Source organism: Tissierella sp., from assembly GCF_031460495.1.
Classification (GTDB): domain Bacteria; phylum Bacillota; class Clostridia; order Tissierellales; family Tissierellaceae; genus JAVKTS01.
Genome location: NZ_JAVKTS010000006.1, coordinates 125,257 through 141,650, shown reverse-complemented (window position 1 = coordinate 141,650; position 16,394 = coordinate 125,257). Strand labels below are relative to the sequence as shown.

Genomic DNA, 16,394 nt, shown 5'->3' with positions numbered 1-16,394 from the left:
AATTTACCAAATTGTCGAGGTGCATAATATGAATATTATTCGGAAGAAATTCCATTTGTTTGGGATACTGTTAACTCTTAGTGTGCTTATAGGACTAACCATACAGCATGCTTATTTGAATGATGTCATCACTAAGGACAAGCAGTCAAATATAATCAAATCCAGGGAGAGCTTAGCTAGGCAGATTAATGAAAGGATAAAATATCATAGCCAATTTACCATTGCAGCTGCAAACTTTATTTCTACTAATAAATGGACGGAAGAAGAGGCTGTAGACTACTTTACAAGACTTGTAAAAAGCAACAATACCCTAAGGTCTATTTATTATGGAGATATAAACAATAAATTGATTATCAATGATGATTGGGATCCTCCTAGTGACTTTGATCTAAGGACTAGAACCTGGTATGTAAAAGCGGTTCAGGACAATAAATTAATTATTTCTGAGGTTTATACTAATGCCCTAGACAACAAGCTAATTATTGCCATATCCATGCCAGTATATGGTCACGATAATTCCCTCAAAGGTGTTGTTGCTACTGATATTAACATAGAAAATATAATCACCATAGTTGAGGACACTACAATTAAAGGATTAGGCTATTCATTCTTAATAGATAGTGCTGGAAACATATTGGCTCATCCTAAGTATAAATATACTTCTGAATCGGAAATAGTCAATATAAGCTCCATAAGTAATGGAATAAATAAAGAACTAATGGGAGGTACTTCTGGTCATATAGAAACAAAATTTGACGAAGTTGAAGGATATTTATCATATCAACCAGTAGAAGGAACAGATTGGGTTATTGGCAATTTTATGTCTCGAGAAGAGTTCAGAGGGGACAATAGCGATTTGGTGCGAATGTTTTTTATCGCATTAGGGATTGCCATAATTATATTTATGTCTTTTAGCTATTTTCAAAGGAAACATATTATTCTACCTTTAACGAAATTAGATAATGATATTATAAATATTAATTTGGAAAATAATATGGGCTATAGACTACCTATAAATGAGGTAGATCCATTCCTAGAGCTTAGAAATTCCATCAACTTAACATTAAATAAGACCCAAGAGTTATTTGAACAAACAGAACAAGATACAGAAGAAATAATGGCACAAAATACAGAACTAGAAGCTTCCTATAATCAGTTAACAGCAATGGGACATGAGTTAAGACAGCAATATGAAAGAATTATTGAATCTGAAGAAGGGCTAAAGAAAGCCTTAGAGAGGAACAAGGCAATGATTCGTGCACTTCCTGATATTTTATTTACTATTAATAAGGAAGGCATATTGACGGACATACAAGCAACAGCGGATATTGACTTATACCTGGTTAGAGAGAATAACTTAGGGAAAAACATAAAAGATATTTTTCCTAAGGATATTATAGATTCTATGGAAATTAAAATTAGAAATGTGCTGAAAAATAATATCCTAGAAACCCTTGAATATGGACTAAACAAACTTAAAGGCTACAGACATTATGAAATTAGGATATCAAAAATCAATGAAAATGAAGTAATGGCTGTAAGGAGAAATATAACTGAGGGGAAAAAGTTACAAGATAAACTAAGTTATTTGTCCTATCACGACCAACTTACAGGTCTATATAATAGAAGATACTTTGAAGATGAACTTAAAAGGATAGACATAGAAGAAAACCTGCCTATTTCCATTATAATGGCAGATGTAAATGGACTAAAGCTTATTAATGATTCTTTTGGACATCATTTCGGAGACGAACTCCTTATAAGTGTTGCAAGTATTCTGAGAGAAGGATGTAGAGTTAATGATTTAATATCAAGAATTAGTGGAGATGAATTTGTCATTGTACTGTCTAAGACTAATGAAAGTAAAGCAGAAGGAGTTATAGCTAGAATTAAAAGTTTAGGCTCAGGTAAGAGATTCTCAGACAGTAAACTTTCAAGTATGGAAATATCTGTATCCTATGGATTAGGGACAAAAAATGATAAAGATGTCAATATTTCAGAGATACTAAAAAAAGCTGAGGACAATATGTATTCTAATAAGTTGTTTGAGGGACCTAGCATGAGGAGTAAGACCATAGAAACCATAATAAAAGCACTGTATGAAAAAAACAGGAGAGAGGAAGAACACTCCACCAGGGTAGCCAAGATCTGCCAAGAAATGGGCATTCATTTAGGATTGAAAGAAGATGAAATAAAAGAATTAGAAAAGGTAGGTTTACTTCACGATATAGGAAAGATAGCCATTAGTGAAGCTATCTTAAATAAACCTGGTCGTTTAAATGAAGAGGAATGGGAAGAGATAAAGAAACATCCAGAGATTGGCTATAGAATACTTTCTACCGTAAGTGAAATGACAAGAATAGCAGAATACACCTTAGCTCACCATGAAAGGTATGATGGGACAGGCTATCCTAGAGGATTAAAAGGGGAAAAGATACCCCTTATATCCAGAATAATTGCCATAGCGGATTCATATGATGCAATGGCATGTGAAAGGCCTTATAAGAAAGCCTTATCAGAAGACGAAATAGTAGCTGAATTCATAAAAAATGCTGGAACTCAATTTGATCCAGGTCTAACAAAGATATTTGTAGAGAAAATTTTAGGATGTGAATGGAAAGAAGATAAAAAAGGTTAGACTCCTCAGGAGTCTAACCTTTTTATGAATAGTAAATATTTACTTTAATATATAAACCTTTACTTTTCTTCTTCCAAATTTATAAACTCTCTCTGAAGATTCAAAGAATAAATCAATCTTATTTCCTTTGATTGCTCCTCCTGTATCTTCTGCTATAGCGAAACCATAATCTTTAGTACCATCGAGACTTTGAATATAAAGCTTTGTCCCGAGGGGTATTACTTTAGGGTCTACTGCAACTACACCTGGTCTAGCCATTGTACCGGAGGCTGTGAGACCAAAATGTTTATCACCGGGTTTTTTTCCAGTGCTTTCATAGGATAAATCATAAGCAGTAGCTGACATAGTTATAGCTTTTCTATAACTAGTATCACCTCTAGAAGTAACAATTAAATCCTTTGTACCTTTTTCTACAATATTAGAAATAGGCTCAATCAACACTTCTTCATTTACTATTTCAGTGGAACTTAGTTCACCATTGATATATTCCTTTTTATAATAGGTCTTCAAAAGGCCATCCTTACCTTCTTGAACAAGATTAACATTACCTATATCTAATTTATTGTTCTTCTTTACAATGCTTTCAAAAGGAATAGAATTCTCAACGGTTTCAACCACCTCCCTAACCTTAAATAGTTGAATACTTTCACCACTAGAAATCTTTGTGTCTAATGTTGGATAAGTGAAATCTTTATCCCCTAAGACTACACCTTGTTCATCTAGGATTTCAGCTATCGTATTGTGAATTGAATTTATCTCAATAGCAACTTCACCTGATGAAATAGTATATGCCTTAGGATTTTTTATAATTATGTTCATATTTTCTTCTAGTTCAGTGTCCAGGGCAAGATTAATATAAGCCCCTTCTTTAAAAGGAATGTCTTCTTCTTCAAGAAGATCTTCCACTGTGTCAGAATTTGAAGTTAGCTTTATCACTTCATCTTCCATTTCTAAAGTGATACTATTAGCATCACTTTGGTACATAAAAACCCCTAAAGATACAGTCATAGCTATAGCGAGGGCAGTCAAGACTATGAGTTTCCAAGTCTTATTGACTATGTTTTTTTCCATAATATACCTCCCATAATTTAACTATTATTGTATTGTATTCAATAATTCTAGATTTGTCAAATTTTTGCTACAATACCCGGAATCTTCTGAAAATTTCTTGCTATAATTTATAGGATGGACCATAAATTGGAAAATTATTCATTCACAACTATTTATTTCTATCTTTCTAGTTTTATGTTGTAAGGCAGATATATTAGTGATAGAATTGAAAATATGATTGAGAAAATTTAACAATTTTATATAGGCTATAATAAATATGTATCCAGGGGGATAATATGAATATAGAGATAATTGAACAAACAATTGAAAAATTAGATTCGGTAGTTACCTGCAAGATCATTTTAGGAGAGAATGAAGCTTTTAATGAAATTCATATTGTTTCAAATGGAGGCAGATCTGCAAAACAATTAGTTAGGGATATCCAATCCGTTCTCATAGCTACATATAATATCCAAATAGACCATAAGAAAATAAGTATAGCAGAGATACAAGATGATAGCCTTAAAAGGGCTGAAAGCAGACTTAAAATAGTGTCTGTGTCCCACGAGAAAAATGGCCAAAGGGCTACAGTTAAAGTATCTTTGGACAACCATAGGGATATCTTTGAGAACTCAATAAATGGAATAAATACTAGTAGAAATATAGATAGAATGTTAGTAGATATTACATTAAAGACTGTTGAAGATGCTTATGGATATGAGGATGCTTTTATACTAGAAGATATAAAAACTGTCAATGTATCAACAGAACAAGTGGTAATTGTCATCATCATGGCTGTTCACAATGGTAGTGAGCAAAGAATTTGTGGTTCTTCTTTAGTTGGGTCTGATTATAAGGAAGCAGTTGTAGAGGCATCTTTGGACGCAATTAATCGTTATGTATCAAAATAGATATCAATACCGGCTAATAAATTTATTAATATAATAGCGAAGCGAATATAGCGTGCTGTAATAGCGAATCAGCATAGTATCCAAAAAGGGGGCTATATTCCATGAAAAGAATTCTAACAGTTTTACTTAGCATTCTAGCTTTAGCGTTATCCGCTGGAGCGAATTTAACTTGGGTTAGATAGTACTGATTTATTAACCGGTATAAGATATATAAGGAGATGAGTTGTATTTGAAGCCAGATAGAAAAACATATATATATATTGGAGTACTTTTTATATTAGCAATTATAACTTATGGTTTCTTAATTCGAAATTTTACAATTACAGATATAAAAATGCTATTATTTTGGACAGTGCTTACCATTATTGTTGAGTCCTTATTAATAATGTTACCTAACGATTCTACAGGGGTTTCTGTAGGCTCTGCTATTAACCTTGCATCTATTATTGTAGGAGGACCTTTATTGGGAACTACGGCATCTTTTATAGGATTATTATTTAGGTGTCCAAGGGTTCCAAAATATGGTTATACTCATCTGTTAAATACACCCTATTATATTACAATATTTAATGTATCCCAAAGTATTATTGTAACATCTGCTATGGGCTTAATATATTTAGGTGCTGGAGGGAAGATAGGAGGATTTTCATTATTTCTAACAATTTTAATAGTAGTCTTAGGTACAATCTTTAACACTGTAATAATATCAAAGTTAATTGCTTTATTGAACAATCAAAAATTCACCAAGATTTGGTTTTCTAATATATATGGAATAATAGGTAGCATAATAGGGGTAGGGACCATAGGCATTATTATAGCTTTAGCTTTTATTAGCTATGGCTATGGTGCAGTCATACTATTCTTTGGTCCATTGTTATTAGCAAGATATACTTTTAAACTATATATGGAGACAAGGAATCTATATCTATCTACCATACAAGCTTTTAATTCTGTAATGGAGGCCAAAGACCCTTATACATCTGGACATGCCTCTAGAGTAGAGAAGTATGCCACTAGGTTAGCAGAGGCTTATGGTCTATCCTATGTGAAGATTCAAAATGTTAAAAATGCTGCAATTTTACATGATATTGGGAAAATAGGTGTAAATGATAATATTTTAAATAAGTCTGCAAAATTAACAAAACTAGAGTATGAAGAGATCATGAAACATTCAAGTATAGGTGCTGAAATCATAAGTAAGGTTGATTTTTTAAAAAAGATTTCTGGTATTATTATGTACCATCACGAAAGATATGATGGCAAAGGATATCCTGAAGGCATATCTGGTGATGATATACCAATAGAAGCTTGCATACTTGCCATAGCTGATTCCTACGATGCCATGACTTCAGACAGGCCATATCGAGAAGCATTGAACAAGGAAGAGGCCTTACAAGAGATAATCAATAATGCTGGAACTCAATTCCATCCAGCTCTTGCAGAAAAGTTTGTAGATATGCTAAATGAGTAGGAGTGATCTTATTGTTTATAGAATCTATTGTTCTTGGATTTATTGTAGCCATACTTAGAAAAGGGAAAATAAGGAATATTGGAGAAATGCATATAAAGGGATGGTATCTATTTCTTATTGCAGCTTTAATTCAAGGATCGATATCTTGGTTAAAGGGCAAAAATCTTATATTAGGAACAGAATTTTTTGATAAATACTTTTTTTACATACATTTATTCACCTATTTACTTATGATAATAGGGGTTATTTTAAATATTAAAAAGAACTTTATGAAATTTATTCTTATTGGAATGGTGTTAAATTTCATAGTCATCTTTGCCAATGGTGGCAAAATGCCTGTATCTTTTAAAGGAGCTAAGGGATATGAACATTATACAGAAGAGATGCCAGACAAACCTTTTGATATAAAACATTCTATAATCTCAGAAGATACTAAATTTGTTTATTTAGCTGATGTAATTTTATTACCAAGACCTTATCCTTTGGCAAGGATAATAAGTCTGGGAGATATTCTCTTGATGATAGGAGTTTATTTATTCTTTCAGGAATCTATGGTTAAGAAAAAAATAGATGCAGTTCTTTAGTTGACTAAAGATAATACTTAGAGTATAATAATATATTAAATAAGAAAAGATATACTAAAAGTTATATTAGACTACAAATTAAATTTAAAGAGTGGAAGGGAAGAGTAGGATTAAGATTATTCTAAAGAGAGCTGGGATAGGTGAAAGCCAGCGATTAAGATTATTCCGAAGATGGCCCCGGAGCTTTACAGTCGAATATTTTAGACTGTGACGGAAGCAGCCGTTACACTGCAAGGTTTAATAAACCTAGTGAGTTTTAAATCGAGAGATTTAGATAAATTAGAGTGGTACCGCGAAGCTAACCTTCGTCTCTATATAGAGACGAAGGTTTTATTTATTTCACTGAGGGAAATTTTAAAAGGAGGTTTTATGATGAAAAAATATTATTTAACAACACCAATTTATTATCCATCAGACAATCTGCACATCGGGCATACTTATACTACAGTTGCTGCAGATGTCATCAAGAAATTTAAGCAATTGCAAGGATATGATGTATTCTTTGTTACAGGGTCAGATGAACATGGTCAAAAAATCCAAGAGAAAGCTAAGGAAAATGGTGTAACACCAAAGGCCTATGTAGATAATATAGTGGCAGATATTAAATCACTATGGAGTACCTTGGAGATAGACTATGATGTATTTATCAGATCCACAGATTCACATCATGAAAAATCTGTACAGGATATATTTACAAAGTTATATGAAAAGGGAGAAATCTACAAATCCAAATACAAAGGCCATTATTGCACTCCATGTGAAGCATTTTGGTCAGAATCTCAGCTTGTAGATGGCAAATGTCCAGATTGCGGCAGAGAAGTTCATCTTGCAGAGGAAGAAGCATATTTCTTTAGACTTTCAAACTATAGGGATAAACTATTAAAATTATATGAGGACAATCCAAACTTTATTTTGCCTGAATCAAGAAAGAATGAAATGGTAAATAATTTCCTAAAGGATGGACTAGAGGATTTATGTGTATCAAGGACTAGTTTTGATTGGGGAATAAAGGTACCCTTTGATCCATCCCATGTAGTATATGTATGGATAGATGCATTATCCTGCTATCTTACAGCTCTTGGCTATGGAACTGACAATGAAGAAAAATTCAAGGAATTCTGGCCTGCTGATGTGCATTTAGTAGGTAAAGAAATAGTAAGATTCCATACCATAATCTGGCCAGCACTTTTGATGGCAATGGATATAGAATTACCAAAGAGGGTGTTTGGTCATGGATGGATATTATTCGATGATGATAAAATGTCAAAATCAAAGGGTAATGTAATATACCCTGAGCCAATCATTGAATTATATGGAATAGATTCATTTAAATATTTCTTGCTAAGAGAATTTTCCTTCGGTCAAGATGGCTCATTTACAAGGGAAAAATTCTTACAAAGATTAAATTCAGATTTAGCCAATGATCTTGGTAATCTAGTTAGTAGAACTGTTACCATGGTTGAAAAATATAATGAAGGTATAATTCCTGCTCCTGTTAAAGAAGGAGAATTTGATGATTCCTTAAAAGAAGTAGGTATAAATGTAGCTAATAAGGTAGAACAATATATGGATAAACTAAATTTCTCCAACGCCTTAGAAGAAATTTGGAAGTTAATTAGAAGAACAAATAAATATATTGATGAAACTATGCCATGGGTATTAGCAAAAGAAGATAATAAAGAAAGATTAGACACTGTACTATATAATTTGACAGAGTCCTTAAGGATAGTATCTATACTAATTAAACCGTTTATGAGTAAAACTTCTGAAGAAATAAGAAATCAACTTGGCTTAAGTGGAGACATCTCTTGGGAAGATTCCAAAGCTTGGGGAGGCATAAAAGTAGGCACAAGGGTAAGCAGAGGAGCAATAATATTCCCAAGACTTGAGGTAGAAAAGGAATTAATTAAATTAAATGATGCAAATCAAGCTTTAATAGATAAAAGAAGTAAAGGAAAGAAGGCTGAAAAAGTGGAAGATGTAAAAGAAATAGTAGAAGAAAAAGTAGAGGAAATCACAATAGATGATTTCGATAAGATAAAATTAAAGGTTGCAGAAGTTATTTCCTGTGAGAACCATCCAAAGGCAGATAAACTATATGTATTACAATTAAAATTAGGTGAAGAGCAGCGTCAAGTAGTATCAGGCATAAAAGAATACTACTCACCAGAGGATTTAGTAGGCAAAAAGGTAGTAGTCATTACCAATCTAAAACCAGTAAAATTAAGAGGAATAGAGTCCAAAGGAATGGTATTAGCTGCAGAGGATAGTTCAGGAAAATTAAGCTTAGTATCTACTTTAGAAGATTTACAATCAGGAGCAACAATATCATAAAGGAGAAACAAAAAAATGATTATAGATAGCCATGCACATCTTGATGATAGAAGATTTGATAATGACAGGGAAATGATAATTAAAAACTTAAAGGGTAATGGAGTAGAATTAGTGATAAATATTGGAGCTGATCTACAGACTAGCATTGCCTCTGTATCTTTGGCTGAAAAATATGACAATATTTATGCAGCAATAGGAGTTCATCCTCATTCTGCAAAGGAAATGGATTACTCTACTATAGAAATATTAAAATCCTTTGCAAAAAGAGAGAAAGTAGTTGCCATTGGGGAGATAGGCCTTGATTTCCATTATGATAATTCCCCGAGAGATGTACAAAGGAAATGGTTTAAAGAGCAACTAAAGTTAGCAAAGGAAGTAGACTTGCCGGTAGTTATTCATACTAGAGAGGCAAATCAGGAGACTTTTGACATACTAAAAGAAGCCCAAGATGGAAGCTTAAGAGGAGTGTTGCACTGCTATTCTGGTAGTGTAGAAATGGCTTTAGAATATATAAAGTTAGGGTTTTATATATCATTAGGAGGGCCTGTTACATTTAACAATGCAAAGGTAGCCAAAGAAGTTGCAAAAGCAGTCCCCTTGGATAAATTACTCATAGAAACAGACTGCCCTTATCTTACACCTGTTCCATATAGAGGGAAAAGAAATGAGCCTATATTTGTAAAATATGTGGCAGAAACCATAGCAGAAATAAGAGGAATAACTATTGAAGAACTAGGAGAAGCAACTAATAGAAACACTAAAAAATTATTTGGGATTATTTAGGGACAACAGGAGTTGCGTCCCATAAAATGGGACACAATTCCTGTCCCTCTGTCCCCAAGAGGGGTTGTTATTTTGATAAAGGAAGTAATTGTAGTAGAAGGTAGAGATGATATTACTGCTGTAAAAGCTGCATTAGATGCTGAAGTTATTGCAACAGGGGGATTTGGATATAAAAAGGAATTTATTAAGACCTTGATAAATTTATCTGAGAGGCGAGGGGTCATTATTCTTACAGATCCTGATTATGCTGGAGAGCAAATTAGAAAGGATTTATCTAAGCATCTTAAGATTTGCAAGCATGCCTTTCTACCTCAAGGAAAAGCTTTGAAAAAGGGAGATATTGGGGTAGAGAATGCCACAAAGGAAGATATAATTGAAGCCATTTCAAAAGCTAGACCTGTTACTATAGACAAAACTTTTGAGTTCACAAAGGAAGAAATCATAAGTCTAGGATTAGCTGGTGGATCAAATGCAGCTGAAAAGAGAGAAAAAATAGGGGATATTCTAGGAATTGGATATTCAAATTCTAAGCAATTCCTAAACAGATTAAATAATTTTGGAATAACAAGGGAAGAATTTGAAAAGGCTTTAGAAAGGGTTGAAAATCAAAATGGAAGATAAAAGGCTATATTCACCATCTCGTGTGAAAGAAGTTCTAGAAAGACATGGCTTTAAGTTCTCCAAAAGTCTAGGACAAAATTTTCTAATAGATGGAAATATTGTGAGGAAAATAGTTAGTGAAGGTAATATTACTTCAAATGACTATGTTCTAGAGATAGGTCCTGGTATGGGTACTTTGACAGAAGAACTAGCATTAAGGGCAAAAAAAGTTGTAGCAGTTGAGTTAGATAATACTTTGTTGCCAGTATTAGATGAGACCCTTGGAAAATATCATAATGTGGAAATAGTTCACGGAGATATATTAAAAATAGATATAGGAAAATTAATCGAGGAAAAATTAGATAATGGTCCAGTGAAGGTTGTGGCCAATTTACCATATTATGTAACCACTCCAATAATTGCAAAGTTAATAGAGGATAATTTGAATCTAGAATCCATAATAGTAATGGTACAAAAAGAAGTGGCTGAGAGAATGGCTTCTGGTCCTGGTGGAAAGGAATATGGATCTCTATCCATATTTGTTAACTTCTATAGTAATCCTGAAATCGTTGTAAAGGTACCAAAAACCGTATTTATGCCACAACCTAAAATAGATTCTGCCGTAATAAAACTTACTCTAAAGAAAGAATTACCAGAGATAGATAGAGATAAATTCTTCAAAGTAGTCAAGGCTGCTTTCTCAAAGCGAAGAAAAACCATAATTAATGCCCTATCATCCTATGGATTTAATATTGAAAAAGAAATTATAAAAGATGCCCTAGAAGTATCAAATATAAGATTAGAGGAAAGAGCTGAAAATTTATCTGTAGAAGATTTTATAAAGATAAGTAAATCTTTGCCCCCATTAGACATATAATTAAATAAAGTGTAAAAAGGGGGTAAGATTATGGCGACAACATTATCATATACTAGAAAATTTATTATACTAAAGAAAGATTTCGCTACAATAACTGGATCAAACCCAAAGGGCCATGGTAAACTAGAAATCAGAGGACTTAGGGGAATTCTTACAGTAAGTGTTGAGAACGCAGGAATAGAGGACTGTTATAATGTAGGATTTATCACTAAGGATAAATCCAATTCAATTCTAGAACTGGGCAAGATATTTACAGATGACATTGGGAAAGGAAGAGGAGAATTTGTATTTATACAAAGAGACCTAGAATCAAAAGGATTCTCCATGGAAAAAATAGTAGGTATCCTAGTAATGAAAGATAAGGATATCCTATTAGGAGGATATATAGACAAGGAAAATGGTGTAATTGAAAGGTACATGGAATCATTGAACACAGAAATAAGTCAAGTTCCTATCTTGGAGCAGGCCTATGACCCAATGTATGATATACCAGCTCTTGAACCAGTGGCAAATGGAGAGTCTATACCTGTGGAATATTCCATTCCATATGAAGAAGTATCAACAGAGACTTTAGAAGAAACAATAGAAATAGTTGCTCAAGAACCAATTGTTGAAGAAATTGAGGAAATTATTGTTGAAAACATAGTTGAAGAAATTCGAGAAGATATTGCCGTTGAGGAAGCTATTGTAGAAGAAATTGTTGAAGAAATAACAGCTCAAGAATATACTCCAGAACAATTATATGAAGGAAATGAAATTGATCCATTGGATTTTGAAGAAGAATCTATGGAACCTGATTACAAGACTTTAGATTATATGAGAAAGTTAAACCAAAAAAATCAAACAACTAGCTATGTACTAAGTATTCTAAGATTTTTTCCTTACATTGATCCATTTAATCATAATTTAAAAGGATATAATTGGTGGATTGTTGAATTAGACAAAGAAAATGAATATAGATCTTTTCTTCCATATTTCTCATACATTTCTGGAGGCAATAATAAAGCCCTATATATGGATAATGTAGTTACATGTAATCAACTTGTGAACAAATATCAACATTATTTATTTGGATTATATAATGAAGGGGAAATGGTAAAATATTTTGTATATGGAGTGCCTGGTAAGTTTTCAAGCGATGAACATCCCTACAGTGGAGCTAGTGGATTCAATACATGGTATCCAGGAGTAAATACAGAAGGTTATTGGATAATTTACATAGATCCAATTACAGGAAAGCCAGTAGATAATCCAATTCCTATGATACCTATGGATTAAAAAACATAATTAAACGCGAAGACCTTCTAATTATAAAGATTTTCGCGTTTATTTTTTGATTATATTACAGTTTGCACATACAGAATCTGCCGCTTCAGCAACCTTGGCTAAAACTGTGATTCTTCTTTGCCGTTCTAATAGGAAAGCCATTTTTTCTCCTTCAGTTATATCATTTTTGAAATAAACTGGTGGTAAATTAGTTAAGGCAATTGATTTAATATCATGTTCACATTTATTCATATCACAGTTGTGGTAGAGACTTCTTATTTCGCTGTAGATTTCATCCACAATTAATTCCATATAATTTTTTATCATATTTTTCATCCTCATTAGTTTATATTAATATTATATTACTAAAAAATATAATTGTCAAATTGGAAAAACAAGTAAAATCAATGATTATTTCAAAAAACTATGGGTAAAATAAAAAATATAAAGCTATTGACAATTATACCCCTATAGGGTATAATTGATTTAAAGCATATTGAAGGAGGAATTAGAATGGCTAATGTAATCGTATATACAAGTAACACTTGTCCCTATTGTATTTCTGCTAAAGATTATTTAAATGAAAAAGGGATAGAATTTACAGAAAAAAATGTCCAAACGGATAAGGAAGCAAGAAAAGAACTAATGGCTATGGGTCATATGGGTGTTCCAGTACTTGTAATAGATGGTGAAGAAATAGTAGGATTTGACAGAGAAAAAATAGATACTTTAGTAGGAAAAGAATAAACAAAAAAAGAGCTTAGAAATAAGCTCTTTTATTTTTTAACTATGAATTTAATGCAATCATTAATTTATTTAAATCTAAACCATGTACCATAGCAGCTTCTTCTAAGCTTTCCATTTGACTTGATGGACATCCAACACAGCCCATACCAAATGACATAAGAACTTCTATAGCTTCAGGTTTTTTTCTAATTAATTCACCTATCAATACATCTTTAGTGATTTCCATATTTCTGACCTCCTTTTTAATTCTTACTAATATAGTAGCATATCTTTTATATTCTTTCCAGTATATTTATATTTATTTCTGTAAATATAAAAAATATTTAATAATTAATTGTATAAAAACTAAACTGAATGGAGATTATTATATTAGGAGGTGAAGTAATGGATAATAACGAAAGAAACAGAGAGGATCATAGAGATAGGGATAGAGATAATGATTTTAGTATTGGCCATTTGCTTATTAGAGTATTGGTGACTGCAATAGTAGTAGCCATAGCAGCATATTTTACTCCAGGATTTACTATTAATGGTATATGGAGTTTATTGCTAGCATCTGTAGTGATTGGTGTATTGGATCATTTAGTCCAAACATTTACCGGAGTAAATGCATCCCCTTTTGGAAAAGGAATAGCGGGATTTCTTGTTTCTGCAATCATTCTTTATGTTACCAAATTTATAGTTCCTGGTTTCGGTATATCTATCTGGGGAGCTATAATTGGTGCTCTGGTAATAGGCGTAGTAGACGCAGTAATGCCAGGAAGAGCAATGTAGCATCCTAAGGTAAAATCACAAATTTATGTAATTGAAGCACAGTAAAATTAGAAATAGAAAACAAGAAAATTAATAAAAAAGGAAAAGATTCTTAACTTTGATTAGAGGGCAAGATTTGTCATTCTAAGCACAGTGAAGAATCTTTTTTAAATATTAACAATTTAGAAATTGATTAATTGGGGTAATCTATAATAGATAATAAATATATAGATAAATTTAATATTGTTGTTTACAAATACCCTCATGGGGTATATAATAAATAGTAAGAATAGATAATAAAAAATCTAAGAAAAATAAATATAGGAGGTAACAATATGGTTATAGATTTAACACCAAAAGCTAAGGAAGAGTTAATCAAAGTTGTTGAAAATAAAAAAACTGATAAGCCTTTAAGGATATATATCGCTAGCTATGGTTGAGGTGGACCATCATTTGGTCTAGCTCTGGATGAGCATAAAGAAGGGGATTCACAATCTAAAGTAGATGACTTCACATTTTTATTAGAAAAAGGCTTAGAGGAAGACTTTGGAAAATTCACAGTAGATTATAGTGATAATTGGTTAAAAAGAGGATTCACGGTAATCCCGGATAGATCAATAGGTGGATGTTAAAAAATAGTGAAGAGTGAATAGTTTAAAACACAAAAAGATAGGGAGACCTATCTTTTTTAATTGAGTTGCATATAATGTGGTATAATAGAACAGTGAACAGTTTAAAGTCTTTAAATCTTTTAACTTATTCACTTTTAACTATTACTTATTCACTATATAGAAAGGGTTGGTGATGAAAATGGATTCGGGTCCTTTGCCCAGTAATATCAAAATACAAAATAAAAACAGAGAACCATTTTCATTATACATGGTTCTCTAATTAGGAGGAATGACCATGGATGAAAGAACCATCCTAGATTTAATTAAAGAAAAAAAATATGTTCAGATTAAAAAAGAACTATCAGAAATGAATGAAGTAGACATAGCGGAACTACTAGATTCATTGGATTCTCATATGACTTTGCTAATATTTAGAATGTTGCCTAAGGATTTAGCTGTAGAGGTATTTGCGCATTTTTCAATAGAACAACAAATAGGCATTGTAAATTCCATTACTGATAAAGAGTTAGAATATATTATAGATGAATTATTCTTTGATGATATGATAGACCTTTTGGAAGAAATGCCAGCAAATATTGTAAGCAAAGTTCTTGCCTATTCTAAAGATGATGAAAGAAGGTTGATAAACCAATTCCTCAAATATCCACCAGATTCAGCAGGTAGCTTGACCACCATAGAATATGTGGAGTTAAGAAAAAATATGACAGTAAAGGAAGCCCTATCACATATAAAGAAAACTGGGCTTAATAAAGAAACAGTATACACTTGTTATGTGACGGATAGAAAGAGGACATTAGAGGGTTTTATATCCTTAAGAACCTTGGTTGTCTCAGAACTAGATGAAATAATTGGCGATATTATGGAAGATGAAGTAATAAATGTAAATACCCATGATGATCAAGAAACTGTAGCTGATACATTTAAAAAATATGGATTTGTAGCATTACCAGTAGTAGACAAAGAACAAAGGTTGATAGGAATAATTACCGTTGATGATATCATGGATGTAATGGAACAAGAAGCAACAGAAGACTTTCAGATAATGGCTGCAATGTCCCCATCAGATGAGGCATATTTAGATACCAAGGTACTAACTTTAGCAAAACATAGACTACCATGGCTTTTGATACTAATGATTTCTGCCACATTTACTGGAAGAATAATGGGTAAATTTGAAGATGTATTAACATCTGTAGTCATTTTAAGTACATTTATTCCAATGCTAATGGATACTGGGGGAAATTCAGGCAATCAATCTTCTACTTTGATAATAAGAGGATTAGCAACGGGAGACATTACAACCCGTGATGGATTGAAGGTTTTATGGAAAGAATTGAGGATAAGTTTAATAGTTGGATTGGTACTTTCAGCTACAAATTTTGTTAGACTTATGACAATTGAAAAAGTTGGATTTCCAATATCTGCAACGGTTTCCCTTACAATAGTCATAACGGTAGTATCGGCTAAACTTGTAGGGGGAATACTACCAATATTAGCAAAAAAACTAAGATTAGACCCAGCTATAATGGCTGGACCACTGATTACAACAATAGTAGATGCTTTAAGCTTGATTGTATACTTTACAATAGCCACAGCATTACTGGGAATATAGAGAACACTAAGAGTCAGGATAACCTGGCTCTTATTATTTTTTGAATATATGGAGGGGGAGGAGAATATAGTTAATAGTGAATAGTGAAGAGTGAATAGTGAAGAGTGAATAGCTATTCACTATCTTTTATGGGTGG

General features: G+C 32.3%; 16 protein-coding genes and 1 other annotated feature. Of the genes, 13 read left to right on the top strand and 3 right to left on the bottom strand.

Features of this window, described 5'->3' with window-relative positions:
- Nucleotides 1-28 precede the first annotated feature (28 nt).
- Nucleotides 29-2,638 (top strand): HD domain-containing phosphohydrolase, encoded by a 2,610-nt coding sequence (locus tag RIN63_RS13585; protein ID WP_310445285.1) that lies wholly within the window; start codon nt 29-31, stop codon nt 2,636-2,638.
- Nucleotides 2,639-2,677: 39 nt separating this feature from the next.
- Here the strand turns inward: RIN63_RS13585 and RIN63_RS13580 are convergent, their stop codons facing one another.
- Nucleotides 2,678-3,709: a 3D domain-containing protein gene (locus RIN63_RS13580; RefSeq protein WP_310445284.1), complete on the bottom strand. Its 1,032-nt coding sequence runs from the start codon at nt 3,707-3,709 to the stop codon at nt 2,678-2,680.
- A gap of 275 nt (nt 3,710-3,984) precedes the next feature.
- Between RIN63_RS13580 and RIN63_RS13575 the strand changes: the two genes are divergently transcribed.
- The 8 genes from RIN63_RS13575 to RIN63_RS13540 all read left to right on the top strand — a co-directional run bounded on the left by RIN63_RS13575 (nt 3,985) and on the right by RIN63_RS13540 (nt 12,526).
- Nucleotides 3,985-4,599 (top strand): hypothetical protein, encoded by a 615-nt coding sequence (locus RIN63_RS13575; protein ID WP_310445283.1) that lies wholly within the window; start codon nt 3,985-3,987, stop codon nt 4,597-4,599.
- A gap of 229 nt (nt 4,600-4,828) precedes the next feature.
- Entirely contained in the window at nt 4,829-6,070 is a 1,242-nt protein-coding gene (locus tag RIN63_RS13570; protein WP_310445282.1) for an HD-GYP domain-containing protein, read from the top strand.
- Nucleotides 6,071-6,081: 11 nt separating this feature from the next.
- Nucleotides 6,082-6,654: a DUF5317 domain-containing protein gene (locus RIN63_RS13565; RefSeq protein WP_310445281.1), complete on the top strand. Its 573-nt coding sequence runs from the start codon at nt 6,082-6,084 to the stop codon at nt 6,652-6,654.
- A gap of 83 nt (nt 6,655-6,737) precedes the next feature.
- Nucleotides 6,738-6,970: a binding site (T-box leader), on the top strand.
- Between the two features lie 53 nt (nt 6,971-7,023).
- Nucleotides 7,024-8,988 carry a methionine--tRNA ligase gene (gene metG / locus RIN63_RS13560; protein ID WP_310445280.1) on the top strand — a complete coding sequence of 655 codons (1,965 nt, stop codon included), beginning with the start codon at nt 7,024-7,026 and terminating at the stop codon, nt 8,986-8,988.
- 15 nt (nt 8,989-9,003) lie between these two features.
- The gene (locus RIN63_RS13555) at nt 9,004-9,771 is read left to right on the top strand and encodes a TatD family hydrolase (RefSeq protein WP_310445279.1); all 768 of its coding nucleotides are present in this window, start codon (nt 9,004-9,006) and stop codon (nt 9,769-9,771) included.
- A 72-nt stretch (nt 9,772-9,843) separates the two neighbouring features.
- The gene (gene rnmV, locus RIN63_RS13550; RefSeq protein ID WP_310445278.1) at nt 9,844-10,392 is read left to right on the top strand and encodes a ribonuclease M5; all 549 of its coding nucleotides are present in this window, start codon (nt 9,844-9,846) and stop codon (nt 10,390-10,392) included.
- The gene (rsmA, locus tag RIN63_RS13545) at nt 10,382-11,248 is read left to right on the top strand and encodes a 16S rRNA (adenine(1518)-N(6)/adenine(1519)-N(6))-dimethyltransferase RsmA (RefSeq protein ID WP_310445277.1); all 867 of its coding nucleotides are present in this window, start codon (nt 10,382-10,384) and stop codon (nt 11,246-11,248) included. Before rnmV ends, rsmA begins: the two co-directional genes overlap by 11 nt.
- Before the next feature lie 30 nt (nt 11,249-11,278).
- On the top strand, nt 11,279-12,526 hold the full coding sequence (locus RIN63_RS13540) for a hypothetical protein (protein ID WP_310445276.1): 1,248 nt from the start codon (nt 11,279-11,281) through the stop codon (nt 12,524-12,526).
- 48 nt (nt 12,527-12,574) lie between these two features.
- Here RIN63_RS13540 and RIN63_RS13535 read toward each other — a convergent pair whose 3' ends face one another.
- Complete coding sequence (locus RIN63_RS13535; protein WP_310445275.1) at nt 12,575-12,841, bottom strand: late competence development ComFB family protein; 267 nt, start codon at nt 12,839-12,841, stop codon at nt 12,575-12,577.
- Nucleotides 12,842-13,027: 186 nt separating this feature from the next.
- Between RIN63_RS13535 and RIN63_RS13530 the strand changes: the two genes are divergently transcribed.
- Nucleotides 13,028-13,261, top strand: coding sequence for a glutaredoxin family protein (locus RIN63_RS13530; RefSeq protein ID WP_310445274.1), 234 nt, complete (start codon nt 13,028-13,030; stop codon nt 13,259-13,261).
- 40 nt (nt 13,262-13,301) lie between these two features.
- On the opposite strand, the gene RIN63_RS13525 is transcribed toward RIN63_RS13530, so the two are convergent.
- Nucleotides 13,302-13,487 (bottom strand): DUF1858 domain-containing protein, encoded by a 186-nt coding sequence (locus tag RIN63_RS13525; RefSeq protein WP_310445273.1) that lies wholly within the window; start codon nt 13,485-13,487, stop codon nt 13,302-13,304.
- A 158-nt stretch (nt 13,488-13,645) separates the two neighbouring features.
- Here RIN63_RS13525 and RIN63_RS13520 point away from each other — a divergent pair, with 158 nt between their 5' ends.
- The 3 genes from RIN63_RS13520 (at nt 13,646) to mgtE (ending at nt 16,258) form a co-directional block, all read left to right on the top strand.
- Nucleotides 13,646-14,035 (top strand): phage holin family protein, encoded by a 390-nt coding sequence (locus tag RIN63_RS13520; protein WP_310445272.1) that lies wholly within the window; start codon nt 13,646-13,648, stop codon nt 14,033-14,035.
- 314 nt (nt 14,036-14,349) lie between these two features.
- Nucleotides 14,350-14,646, top strand: coding sequence for an iron-sulfur cluster biosynthesis family protein (locus RIN63_RS15390; RefSeq protein WP_399324939.1), 297 nt, complete (start codon nt 14,350-14,352; stop codon nt 14,644-14,646).
- Between the two features lie 274 nt (nt 14,647-14,920).
- Entirely contained in the window at nt 14,921-16,258 is a 1,338-nt protein-coding gene (mgtE, locus tag RIN63_RS13515) for a magnesium transporter (protein WP_310445271.1), read from the top strand.
- Nucleotides 16,259-16,394: the final 136 nt, after the last annotated feature.

Coding starts and splice junctions, on each gene's coding strand:
- RIN63_RS13585 (WP_310445285.1), top strand. CDS start 29: ATGAATATTATTCGGAAGAAATTCCATTTGTTTGGGATACTGTTAACT.
- RIN63_RS13580 (WP_310445284.1), bottom strand. CDS start 3,709: ATGGAAAAAAACATAGTCAATAAGACTTGGAAACTCATAGTCTTGACT.
- RIN63_RS13575 (WP_310445283.1), top strand. CDS start 3,985: ATGAATATAGAGATAATTGAACAAACAATTGAAAAATTAGATTCGGTA.
- metG (WP_310445280.1), top strand. CDS start 7,024: ATGATGAAAAAATATTATTTAACAACACCAATTTATTATCCATCAGAC.
- RIN63_RS13555 (WP_310445279.1), top strand. CDS start 9,004: ATGATTATAGATAGCCATGCACATCTTGATGATAGAAGATTTGATAAT.
- rsmA (WP_310445277.1), top strand. CDS start 10,382: ATGGAAGATAAAAGGCTATATTCACCATCTCGTGTGAAAGAAGTTCTA.
- RIN63_RS13540 (WP_310445276.1), top strand. CDS start 11,279: ATGGCGACAACATTATCATATACTAGAAAATTTATTATACTAAAGAAA.
- RIN63_RS13535 (WP_310445275.1), bottom strand. CDS start 12,841: ATGATAAAAAATTATATGGAATTAATTGTGGATGAAATCTACAGCGAA.
- RIN63_RS13530 (WP_310445274.1), top strand. CDS start 13,028: ATGGCTAATGTAATCGTATATACAAGTAACACTTGTCCCTATTGTATT.
- RIN63_RS13525 (WP_310445273.1), bottom strand. CDS start 13,487: ATGGAAATCACTAAAGATGTATTGATAGGTGAATTAATTAGAAAAAAA.
- RIN63_RS13520 (WP_310445272.1), top strand. CDS start 13,646: ATGGATAATAACGAAAGAAACAGAGAGGATCATAGAGATAGGGATAGA.
- mgtE (WP_310445271.1), top strand. CDS start 14,921: ATGGATGAAAGAACCATCCTAGATTTAATTAAAGAAAAAAAATATGTT.